The organism is Paenibacillus sp. MER 180 (assembly GCF_023713665.1).
Lineage (GTDB): Bacteria > Bacillota > Bacilli > Paenibacillales > Paenibacillaceae > Paenibacillus_B > Paenibacillus_B suaedae.
Genome location: NZ_JAMAVT010000003.1, coordinates 25,740 through 37,592, shown reverse-complemented (window position 1 = coordinate 37,592; position 11,853 = coordinate 25,740). Strand labels below are relative to the sequence as shown.

Genomic DNA, 11,853 nt, shown 5'->3' with positions numbered 1-11,853 from the left:
ATTTGAATGAGATCGTCTCCCTCCCTCCCCTGATTACCGTAATTTACCTATAGAAATTTACTTAAAATTATATGTTTAATAGATTGAATGAGCACAACATCATATTTTTCCAACCTATTCAGAAAGGAGGTGATTAGACGTTCAACCGCGTAAAAGCAGACCATAGCATCGCAAAATATAACAGCAGGGGTGGACTAGCATGGTAACACAGAAGAAGTGGACTTCTCGCATCGTTAATATGTCGCTGAGGGTAAAGCTCCCACTGTTAATCAGCACGATGGTAGTAGCTATGTTGATTGGAACGAGTACAATACTGTACTGGTTCAGTTCTGACATTCTCTTGAAGGAAAGCAAAAACAGTTTGACTATGAACGCCAACCGCATCGGCGAAGGATTATGGTCTTCCGTAAAGCTGGAAGAACAGTCCGTATATTTGGCCTCAATACATGGTACATACCGCTCATTGCTGGATCTTCGAGCAGCGTCGTCTATGGATGATGCTCATTTCTTTTCGAAGGACAATTCCTTGTTCACCGAAGCAAATAGGCTGCTGGCCCAAAGTTTCCAAGGCAGTACGGGCACGGAATCCTATCAGCTCATTGATAAGAAAGGGATCGTCATTGCAAGCTCCACTCCGGAAGCCATCGGGCAAAGCCGCGCAGATCGCGCTTATTTTCAGGCTGCCATGAAGGGAACGCCGACCATAAGTGACGCTTTAACTTCGAAGAGCACCGGAAGCCAAATCGTCGTATTCGCTCAACCGATATCAGCGGACGACTCGAAGGTAGACGGTGTCTTTATTTCGACGGTCAACACCTCGTTCTTCGTGGACCAGTTGAAGCAAATGGCCGGCGATAAAGTAGGCACAATTATGATTACAGACCGCCTAGGCCATACGCTCTTCCATTCACAAGATAAGACTGCGACTGGAAAACAGATCAAATCCAACAAGCTGAAATCGATTTTCCAGGCTTCTGGAAACAAGGATATTGTTCGCGGAAATCTTGACGATGCCGATCAATATGTTCTGTATTCGAAGATTCCAGGAGCAGACTGGACTGTATTCTCGTTCGACAGTTATGCCAACATTAAGCGCCCACTCGATCATTTATTTATGAACATATCACTCATAACGATCGGCGCTCTGCTGCTGTCCGTAGCTGCTGGCTTACTTATCTCGCTTTCCATAACACGGCCAATAGGCAGATTAACAGAATCGTTCAAGAAGCTGGCTTCCGGCGATCTCACCGTCGCTGCTACAGGAAGCTATAAGAGTGAATTCAAAGACTTGGCAGACAGCTTCACGGTCATGGTGGAACAAAATAAAAGCTTGATTGGCCACATGAACCGCTCCATTGCACAGTTGAATACAAATACAGACGAATTGGACGCTGCTTCCAAACAAACGAATATATCCATTCAGGAAACTTCGATCACCACGATGGAAATCGCAAAAGCGATGGAATCTCAATCATTCGATACTGAACATATTGTTAATCAATTCAGTGATCTCGGTGACAAAATCGCAGTCGTTAACCAATTGTCGTCAGCAGTTAAGGAGCGTACGGACTCTATTATTGACGTCTTCCATACCGGAAATGAAGTTATCAACCAGCTTATCCGGGCCCATGACGACAGCGAGAAAGAGGTCAGCTCCATTTCGACCATTACCACCAAGCTAGAGGCAAGCTCGATCAGCATTGCTTCGATTACGGAAGCGATCGGCAAAATCGCCAAGCAAACGAACCTACTAGCACTGAACGCATCGATTGAAGCCGCTCGCGCCGGTGAACATGGCCGAGGATTCGGTGTCGTTGCTTCCGAAGTCAGACAGCTCGCAGAACTGTGTGCGCAGCAGTCAAGCGACATTGAGGAAATCATTACGAATAACCTAAGCTTGACCAAGGAGGCGAACGATTCCGTACGCAGTCTCCAAAACGTATCCACTCAGCAAGATCAATATGTCGACCAGACAAAACAGGCATTCGAAGTGATCCTGAATAATGTCATGGATATCACCAAACAGATTAAAGACATGGCCCATGAGATCGATATTATGAAACAGAACAAAGATGACGTTATGGAGCTCGCACAGAACTTATCCGCCTCTGGCGAAGAAGTATCGGCTTCCGTTGAGGAGGTTACTTCGACCATTCAAGTACAATCAGCTATGGTGCAGCAGTTGTCCTCGATGATTGAGGAAATTGACAGCCTCACCAAGCAGCTGAAGGAAGCTTCTTCGAAATTTAAAACCGAATAACATGCAAAATGGGGCTCCCAATAGTCATTTGAGATGACTAGGGACGCCCCTTTCTTTATTTCTTTATGACTCAAGTGTTCACCCCGCCCATTTACCGTAATTTACCTATATAAAAACACTTAAATTTTTCCGTTGAATAGATTAATAGACTTCTGATCATATTTTTCCAAATAGTTGGGAAGGAGGCATATACAGAGATGGAAAATCGGATTTACATAGGGGTCATAGGAACATATCTTGTACATCAGGGGTGAGACGAGGATGGTAACACATAAGAAGTGGGGCATTCACATCGGGAATATGTCACTGCAAGTAAAGCTTCCGTTGTTAATCAGCACCTTGGCGGTATGCATGTTGATCGGAACAAGTTCCATATTGTACTGGTACGGATCCGACATGCTTTTGAAGGAAAGCAAGAACAACATGATTTTGAATGCCAACCGCATCGGTGAAGGGTTATGGTCGTCCGTGCAACTGGAGGAGCAGTCCATCTATTTGGCGTCTATCAATCAGACATACCTCTCCTTGCTGCAACTTCGGGCGGAGCATTCGTTAATGGATGCCGATTTTTTCTCTGAACGCAATCCGCTTTTCATGAAGGCGAATAAGCTGATGGCTGATAGTCTCAAAACGAGCTCGGGCAGTCTCATCGATAAGAACGGCATCATCATTGCGAGTTCGAACCGAGACAACATTGGGAGCAGCCGCACGGATCGGGCCTATTTCCAAGCGGCAATGAAAGGACAATCGTTCATCAGCGAGTCGATTGTATCCAAAAGTACCGGCAGTCAGGTGGTTGTGTTCGCTCAGCCTATCCTGGGGGATGGCTCGAATGTTGAAGGTGTGTTTATTATGACCGTAAACACCTCGTTTTTTGTAGACCAACTGAAGCATGCGGACGACAATGGGCAAGGAAGCACCATAATCTTGGATCGCGAAGGCCGAACCATCTTCCACTCAAGCAATAACTCGGCAATTGGGCAGATGGTAGAATCCGACAAGTTTAATTCAGTCGTTCAGACTCCCGTTAAGGGGCAAATCTCCCGAGGAGGTATTGAGGATCCGGAATACTTTATCCGTTATTCCAAAATTCCGAAAGCAGATTGGACAATTGTGGTGCAAGACAGCTATAAGAACATTAAGAAACCTCTAAATGATCTATTCGCCAACATATCGATCATTACGCTTGTTGCCCTATTGATATCCTTGACGATAGGTATCATCATCTCACGTACGATTACGCGGCCAATCGCAAGACTAACCGACTTGTTCAAGACATTGGCGTCCGGCGATCTTACCGTTGCCGCAACAGGCAACTACAAGAGTGAATTCAAAGACTTGGCGGATAGTTTCACCGTTATGGTCGAACAAAATAAGAGCCTGATTTCCCAAATGAATCACTCAATTGAGCACTTGAACACAAGCACAAATGAATTGGATACCGCCTCCAAGCAGACGACGATATCCATTCAGGAAACATCGATTACGACCATGGAAATCGCCAAAGCTATAGAGTCCCAAGCGCTTGATACCGAGCAAATCGTAAATAAGTTCGGTGATCTCGGAGATAAAATTGCAGTTGTCAATCAATTGTCATCCGCTGTGAAGGAGCGGACGGATTCCATTATTGAAGTCTTCCATAGTGGAAATGAAGTCGTGAATCAGCTGATCCATACCCATGGTGACAGTGAACAGGAAGTTGCTTCAATCGCAGCCATCACAGCCAAGCTGGAGGAAAGCTCCTTGCGCATTGCCTCCATTACGGAAACCATCGGCAAGATTGCAAAACAAACGAACTTGCTCGCTCTTAACGCCTCAATAGAAGCCGCACGAGCTGGGGAGCATGGCAAAGGATTCGCCGTTGTCGCTTCCGAAGTAAGACAATTGGCGGAGCTATGTGCCAAGCAGTCAAGCGAGATCGAGGAGATCATCACAGACAACCTAAGCTTGGCGCAGGAGGCAAATGGATCAGTAAGAAGCCTTCAACATGTGTCTGCCAAGCAAAATCAATACGTAGACGATACGAAGCTGGCGTTTGAAGCCATTTTGAACAACGTTGTTGACATTACTGAACAAGTCAAGGGCATGGCCTACGAAATGGACAACATGAAGCGGGGCAAAGAGGACGTTATGGAGCTGGCTCAGAACTTGTCCGCTTCTGGCGAAGAAGTGTCTGCTTCTGTTGAGCAGGTAACCTCCACGATTCAAGTACAATCAGCTATGGTGCAGCAATTGGCCTCCATGATTGAGGAGATCGACGCATTGACCAAGCAGCTAAGAGAGGCTTCCTCGAACTTCAAAACCGAATAGAATGCAAAATAGACCGTTTCCTTACCAGAAACGGTCTATTTGCGTAAATATTTTCGTGTGGTATGAAATTATTCCTATTCTAATGTAATTTTATTGTCATGCTGCCTTCCAGCACGAACGGTTTATTTCCATGTTTCAGCCGAACCGGCTCACCCACAGCTAACGTATATGTCGCAGCGTCTTTGGTTACCGATACTTCAACGATTCTGCCATGATACTGTACTCGGAACGCGTAGCTGCTCCAAGCTGCTGGAATGGTTGGACAGAAGGTTAATTCGTGCTCGTCATGGCGCATGCCCGCAAAGCCGTTCACGATTGTCAGCCAGCTGCCGGCCATGGAGGCGGAATGAATGCCATCCTTGACATTGCCATGGAAATCGTCCAAATCCATCCGCGCCGATTGCATGAAATAGTCGTACGCTTTCTCGATCTCGCCAAGCTCTGCCGCGACAATGGCATAAATGCAGGCCGACAGGGAAGAATCATGCGTCGTCAGCGGCTCGTAGTACCGATAGTTGGCTAGCTTCTCTTCTTTCGTAAAACGATGTCCCTGCAAATAAAAGGCAAGCACCAAATCCGCCTGCTTGAGCACCTGGTATTTATAGATAACCATCGGATGGTAGTGTAACAGAAGCGGATATTTATCCTTGGGTGTACCCTCAAAATCCCATACAGCCTTGTCCAAGAAGCTATCGTCTTGTCCGATCAAGCCTTTTGCACGGTGAACATACATATGCTCAGCCATTCTTGACCACTCATTCAATTCTTGATCGCTTACCTGATGACACAAGGTGAGCCGGTTCCATGCATTAATGTCGTTTTTCATTCGCCGCAGCGAATGTACTGTAAATTCGAGCTGATCTTTCACCATCACATTCGTGTACGTATTATTGTTGACCATGGCCGTATACTCGTCAGGCCCCGTCACCCCATTCAGGCAGAACCCTTTCCCTTCGATCCAATCGCCCGCATCGGCAAAAAATCGGCACGTCTCGATTAAAATATCCAAGCCTTCCTCCAGTAGGTAGGCGTCATCATTCGTCGCCTCAACATACTTTTTCACAGCATAAGCGATATCCGCGTTAATGTGCAGTTGGGCCGAGCCTGCTGGATAATAGGGAGACGTCTCTTCTCCGTCGATCGTCCGCCACGCATACAATGCCCCTGCATAGCCCAGCTCTGCCGCGCGCGCCTTCGCCTTAGGCAGAATTCGGTGGCGATACTTCAGCAATTGACGGGCAATAGAGGGGTTTGTATATAAGAAGAAGGGAAGAACATACGTCTCCGTATCCCAGAAATAGTGGCCCTCATAGCCTTCTCCTGTAATGCCCTTCGCCCCCATATTCGTTTCGCCGTCCCTGCCGACCGATTGAAATAAATGATAAGCATTGAACCGAAGCCCCTGCTGCAGTGCCGGATCGCCTTCTACGGAAATATCTGCAGTACTCCAGAACTCGGCGAGAATGTCCGCCTGCTGTAACTGATACCATTCATAGCCTTTCGTTTTGGCAGAGGTTAGCAGCGCAATCGAACGGGGCCATAAGTCGGCTTGCGTCTCTTCCTTACAGCTATGATAGGAAATGAATTTATCAAACATGACGGCTTCTCCTTGAACAGCCTCCACCGTGAATGTCATCTCCATTCGTTGATCCTGCATGACCGTTGTGGCTGTATACGCTGTATTCAAGTCATGCTCCATACCCGACACCAGCGTAAATCCGGTATTTTTCGTGCGATGCAGCATGCCGCCATACGTTCCGTTCACCTTCAACTCCTTCGTCAATAGCACTTGTCCTGCAAAGCCTGAGCCTGTCCGAGGATCGCCCATCGTCACTTGATTGGACACTTCCCCGTTCATGGTGGAGACGATTCGCAATGGCCCCGAGAAATTGAGCGGTGTAACCCGATAACGAATCAAGGCAAGATGCTTCTCAGCAAAAGACGCAAAGCGCTCGATATGCAGGTCGAGCAGCTTGCCTTGTCCAGTCTTCCAGCGCAAGCTTCGTGTCATGGTGCCTTGGCGCATATGCAACTGGCGACGATACTCTTCTACCGTTGACTTCATTACATCGAACCTTTCTCCGTCCACCCACAGCTCAATGCCCTTACTGTCGGCAACGTTCAACATCGTTTGCCTGTTTTTGGCGTAACCGAAGGCTTCCTCCCCATATTGAATCGGAGTAGATTCGTAGAATCCGTTCAAATAAGTTCCGTTCAGCGACAAACCTTCCGAACCGCTAAAGCCCTCCTCGAAGCTGCCGCGCATGCCGATGTAGCCATTCGCGACGGCGAACACCGTTTCGCTGCGCTGATTATTCACTAGAGCTGGCGTTTCTTCTGTTATTGTCCAAGGCTCATTCGGATAAATGATGCTTCCTTGTTTCATGTCAGGTTCCCCCTTCGCCTATCCGTTGCTAAAAGCAAAGAAGCCGATTGATGATCGGCTCCTTATTGATTTGCTGCTTCCGCTTTGCCTACCGATTGCAGGAAAGAGAGCGTCAGTGCCTCCGTCGTCGGCAGTACGACATCCGCCCCCGAGGCCTTCAGCAGGTTCTCGTTGCCGATGCCGACCGCCGCCATATGGGCAGATTTAATCGCGGCAATGCCAGCCTGCGCATCTTCGATTCCGATACAATGGTCTGTTGGCACGCCTACGGCTTCAGCACCGCGCAGGAATATATCAGGCGCCGGCTTGCCTTGTGCAACTTCGTCCGGATTGACAATATAATCGAACAACGAGGTCAACTCTAAGGATTGCAAAATTTGCGGCGCATTTTTGCTTGCCGAAGCAACGACCGCATGCACACCGTTATCCTGCAGCTCCAGCAGCAATTCGCGAATTCCTGGAAACACATCCTGCGGCGTTACCCGCTTGAGCAGCTCCACATATTGCTTGTTTTTCTTCGTCGCAAGCCCGATTTTGTCCGCATCCGTAAAGTTATGCTCGCATCCTCCATGGCGCAATATGCGCTCAAGGGATTCCATACGGCTTACACCCTTGAGCTGCTCGTTGAACTCGCGGTCGATCTCAATATTCAAATCGGCTGCCAGCTGCTTCCAAGCCATAAAGTGATATTCCGCAGTATCAGTAATGACGCCATCCAGATCAAATAAGACAGCTTCCACCTTCATCCGATTCTCCCCCTCATATGTATGCAGTTCATGATTGTCCTTGCGTTCCATCGTCCCCATTTCCATTGCTCATTGCTTATTTCACATTTCCTATCTTCAAGCAAACAGATATGCCCTTATATCTGCAAATGAATGTGCTTCTCGCTGCTCTCTACGGTTTGTCCATTCCACAAGATTGCGAAGCTCCATGCATCGGGATTGTCAATCTCAACATGCAGCTTGGAAGCGGCGGACATCGTCAACGATATGTCGAACAGCGCCTTCCCGATTCGAACCTGCTGCAGCCGCATTCGCTTCCCCGCCCAAGCGGTCGGAATAACCGGTTCCAGCCGAACATGGCTGCGATAAGCTTCCGGCTTTATGCCGAAGAAATGGCGGATGACGGGAACAGCCAGCGCATAAGTCGTCCACGCTTGAACCGCGCAGCCATAATCAGGCGACATTTCACTCATGGAGCCCGGCAGCACCATGGAGTAGGAGCGCAGCATCCGGTTCAACAAATCCAAGGCCGCATCAGCATTGCCATAGGTAGCCTCGGCTACAGCATGCGCTCCCGTCGAGATCGTCATCATGCCCTGCTTATACAGAGCAGCCAGATAAGTGCCATACTCGCCGATGAACTCCTCGTTCCGCATACTTGCCAGCGCTCGCTGCGCACGATCAGCCTGGGCAATTCCCGCTTCCATCGGCGTTACGATAACCCAGTTCTTGTTGAGCAGCCAGCCGCGCTCTTGCTCCTCATCAGACTGGCGGGCGAGCAAATCTTCGATATACTCGCGATAGTCAGCAATCCCATGCTTCTCAGCCAGTGCTGCCATGACGCCAGCCTTTGGAGCGATATCTTTCTTCGCCGCCACTGCGTCCGCATACAGCGATTCCTCTTCGCACCAATACAGCGCTTCTACAGCTTCACGGATGCGTTCATACAGCATGTTGTACCGCTCGTGGTTCTCGCGTTCTTCCAGCACTGCGCTCATGTGCATCAAAGCTTCCACAGCCTTCACGGTGTACACCGCCGAATCGATCAGCTCCATATTCAAGCCGGCGATTTCAATAATTCCATAACCGGAAGGCAGCAGGTCTGCATCTGGATCCATCTCTTCAAGCAGCCACTGTAAGCCGTGCACACAATCCGGATAGTATTCGCGCAGCAGCTCCACATCGCCAATCCAGCAAAACATTTCCCAGACAAAAGCGATGAAATGCGCGGTTTCCTGCGTATTTCCCGGATTAGAGACGACGCCCATCGTCGTAATCTCATGCACAATGCGGCCGTTGCCGTTCACTTCCTTCGACTTCTTCCGCAACAGCCCCATCGTGTCCCGCACGAGCTGCTGATCACCGATCGCCAGTACGCCCTGCAGCGCATACGTATTGTCACAGCCGAACCACCACGGATAGTGCGGAGACCCGGCAGTCAATCCTCTGCCGATCCCGTCCACAGTTTGAACAAGCCACTGGTTATTCCACTTCACCCACGCAAACACTTCATTAAGCGTGCTCTCCCCTTCGATCTCCAGTTCGGCGCGCTGTGCAATTTGTTCATACAGAGCCTGCTTCTCCTTCAGCAAATCAGAATGAGAAGTCGATAGTGTCCGATACGTTTGCTCGCATTCCTCACGGGACATATAAGAACCGGCGATTACAACGTGAAAAGACAATCGTTCGCCGGCAGCCAAAGTGACATCAGCGGCAAATGTAATCCCCGTCCCTTTCCCGCTCGTGAACTCAGGTCCGAATAAATGCCGGCCTGTTTCCACTTGATCCCCGGGAAGATCGGTACCGACCAGCACATACCATTCATGGTCACAATCCTTTGCCAGCACCGTGCGAGGCGTCAAGATTTGGGCCGTATCCTCCTCTCCGTCCTGTATGCCAATTTCCTCCGAGAACCACACGGGACGAAGATCCGTCCGTGCGAGCAGTTCCAAGCTCAAGTGCGTATTACAATCCGCATAATTATGGATTTCATAATGAACGACGAATCCTTTTTCCAGCTCCGGCGCGAACTGTGTTCGCGTGATTTCTACCGGTATATGTCCCAAGCCATGGTCGTATCCGAACCGGCTTCCCCATGGCAAATTTTCAAAAGAATCTGATTTCGACCATACGGAAATATGCCGCTCGGTATCCGTAACTTTTAGCCAGAAGCCGTCCAGCAGCTTAACCGGGTGCAGCCATACTCCGCCCATTTCATTCGCAACATGATGCCCAAAATCGGGGAAATAACCGTCCTGCGTACCGTTTACTTTAACGTACTCCCCCGCATTCAAGTACACGTTGAAGGGGTGTCTGCTTATCTTGCTTGACATAGTGCCCTCTCCCTTATCGATGTGATTTCACTTGATTCCCAGCTCACTAAATTGAAGCATCTCCGTCTCCGTTGCCCATCCCGTATTACCCTTTCATAGCTGACGAAATGGATATCCCTTCGATAAAGTATTTTTGTGCCGCAAAAAATACGATGAGCGCAGGGAGCATAATGAGAATGGTGGCCGCCATCAGCATGTTCCATTCGACATTGTATAGACCTTTAAACATCGACAATCCTAACGCAAGCGTATATTTATCCGTCGTATTCAAATAAATCAGCGGACCCTGGAAATCATTCCACACGCCCATGAATGTAAAAATCGCTACGGCAATGAGCGGAGGCTTGCTCAGCGGCAGCATGACCTTCGTGAAAATCGTCCATCGAGTCGCCCCGTCCACGAACGCAGCCTCATCCAAATCCTTCGGTATTCCACGCATAAATTGCCGGATCAAGAAAATATTAAAGGCCCCGCCCCCAAAAAAGGACGGAATGATAAGCGGCAGGAACGTATCGACCCATCCGATCTCTTTGAACATAATGAACATCGGTATCATCGTCACCTGGCCAGGCAGCATCATTGTCGCCAGCAGAACGAGAAATAGAATGCGCTTGCCTCTGAACTTGAATCTCGCAAAGCCATATGCACACAGTGCGGCAGAGAATACGGTACCGATTAAGACCGGAATCAAGATGATCAGTGTATTCGCCAAAAACGTGAAGAACGGTATTGCGGTTACTGCTTTTGCATAGTTATCCCATTTCCAAATATTCGGAAAGAATTGGTCACCAAATACTTCACCGGGCGATTTCAATGAGGTCGAAATCGTCCATAATAACGGCACCAAAATAATAAGCGAGCCTGCCGTTAATAGAACAAGTGATAGAACATTAGCCAGCTTCCTCGTGTTGATCGCACTTGTACTCATTGATGGACACCTCTCAATCTCTGTCGTCATCGCCGTTGTAATACACCCACATGGAGGAACTGCGAATGACAAGCAGCGTTAAAATCAAGATAATGGCGAACAAAATCCAGGATAGCGCCGATGCATATCCCATTTCGTAGGTCAAAAATGCTTTATTATACAAATACAAGTTATAGAACAGTGTGGAGTTCAACGGTCCGCCGTTGGTCATGACGAACGCTTGCGTGAAATATTGGAAGCCACCGATGATCCCCATAATGAGATTGAAGAAAATGGTAGGAGAAATCATTGGAACGGTTACGTTTATGAAACGGCGCAGCATGCCGGCTCCATCCAACTGCGCGGCTTCATACAACTCTTCAGGTACGCCTTGCAGTCCTGACAGGTAAATAATGATCGTATTGCCTATGCCCCATATTCCCATCACGATTAACGCACCGAGTGCGTAAGACGGATCTTGCAGCCAAGCAGGGCCCTGGATTCCGAACCAAGCGAGCGCTTTGTTCAGAATGCCGTATTCCGGATTCAATATCATAATCCACATCATGGACACGGCCACCGCCGGAATGACAGAGGGCATAAAGAAGATTAAGCGAAAGAATTTCATGCCGCGGCTGCGCATATTAAGCAGCATTGCCGCAAACAGCGCAATCATTTGATACAGCGGTACGGATACGAGCGCGAAGATGAAGGTGACCTTCAATGACTGGTAAAACAGCTCATCCTGAAAGATTTGAATAAAATTCTCAAAGCCTACAAACTGAATCGAATCAATTCCCGTAATAATGTCCCATTTGCTGAAGGAAAGCACGAACGAGAAAATCATCGGCCCGATCGTGAACAACAGCAGTCCCAGAAACCACGGAAGGATAAACCAATATCCGGTTTTTTCCGAACGAAATTTGCCCATA

At 48.5% G+C, this 11,853-nt stretch carries 7 protein-coding genes; 2 read left to right on the top strand and 5 right to left on the bottom strand.

Translation table 11 applies throughout. The annotated features are described in order from the left end of the window. The first annotated feature begins 199 nt into the window (after nucleotides 1–199). A complete protein-coding gene (locus M3661_RS05155; RefSeq protein WP_251482825.1) occupies nucleotides 200–2,260 on the top strand; it encodes a methyl-accepting chemotaxis protein in 2,061 nt (686 codons plus the stop codon). A 261-nt stretch (nucleotides 2,261–2,521) separates the two neighbouring features. Continuing rightward, a complete protein-coding gene (locus M3661_RS05150) occupies nucleotides 2,522–4,570 on the top strand; it encodes a methyl-accepting chemotaxis protein (RefSeq protein ID WP_251482823.1) in 2,049 nt (682 codons plus the stop codon). Nucleotides 4,571–4,649: 79 nt separating this feature from the next. On the opposite strand, the gene M3661_RS05145 is transcribed toward M3661_RS05150, so the two are convergent. The 5 genes from M3661_RS05145 to M3661_RS05125 form a co-directional block, all read right to left on the bottom strand. Next, nucleotides 4,650–6,956 (bottom strand): glycoside hydrolase family 65 protein, encoded by a 2,307-nt coding sequence (locus M3661_RS05145; RefSeq protein ID WP_251482821.1) that lies wholly within the window; start codon nucleotides 6,954–6,956, stop codon nucleotides 4,650–4,652. A 62-nt stretch (nucleotides 6,957–7,018) separates the two neighbouring features. Beyond that, complete coding sequence (gene pgmB / locus M3661_RS05140; protein WP_251483213.1) at nucleotides 7,019–7,753, bottom strand: beta-phosphoglucomutase; 735 nt, start codon at nucleotides 7,751–7,753, stop codon at nucleotides 7,019–7,021. A gap of 65 nt (nucleotides 7,754–7,818) precedes the next feature. Further along, a complete protein-coding gene (locus M3661_RS05135) occupies nucleotides 7,819–10,014 on the bottom strand; it encodes an alpha-L-rhamnosidase-related protein (RefSeq protein ID WP_251482819.1) in 2,196 nt (731 codons plus the stop codon). Nucleotides 10,015–10,099: 85 nt separating this feature from the next. Further along, a complete protein-coding gene (locus M3661_RS05130; protein ID WP_065293702.1) occupies nucleotides 10,100–10,942 on the bottom strand; it encodes a carbohydrate ABC transporter permease in 843 nt (280 codons plus the stop codon). Nucleotides 10,943–10,955: 13 nt separating this feature from the next. Next, a complete protein-coding gene (locus M3661_RS05125; protein ID WP_065293701.1) occupies nucleotides 10,956–11,852 on the bottom strand; it encodes a carbohydrate ABC transporter permease in 897 nt (298 codons plus the stop codon). Between the last annotated feature and the right edge of the window lies 1 nt (nucleotide 11,853).

Coding starts and splice junctions, on each gene's coding strand:
- M3661_RS05155 (WP_251482825.1), top strand. CDS start 200: ATGGTAACACAGAAGAAGTGGACTTCTCGCATCGTTAATATGTCGCTG.
- M3661_RS05150 (WP_251482823.1), top strand. CDS start 2,522: ATGGTAACACATAAGAAGTGGGGCATTCACATCGGGAATATGTCACTG.
- M3661_RS05145 (WP_251482821.1), bottom strand. CDS start 6,956: ATGAAACAAGGAAGCATCATTTATCCGAATGAGCCTTGGACAATAACA.
- pgmB (WP_251483213.1), bottom strand. CDS start 7,753: ATGGAACGCAAGGACAATCATGAACTGCATACATATGAGGGGGAGAAT.
- M3661_RS05135 (WP_251482819.1), bottom strand. CDS start 10,014: ATGTCAAGCAAGATAAGCAGACACCCCTTCAACGTGTACTTGAATGCG.
- M3661_RS05130 (WP_065293702.1), bottom strand. CDS start 10,942: ATGAGTACAAGTGCGATCAACACGAGGAAGCTGGCTAATGTTCTATCA.
- M3661_RS05125 (WP_065293701.1), bottom strand. CDS start 11,852: ATGGGCAAATTTCGTTCGGAAAAAACCGGATATTGGTTTATCCTTCCG.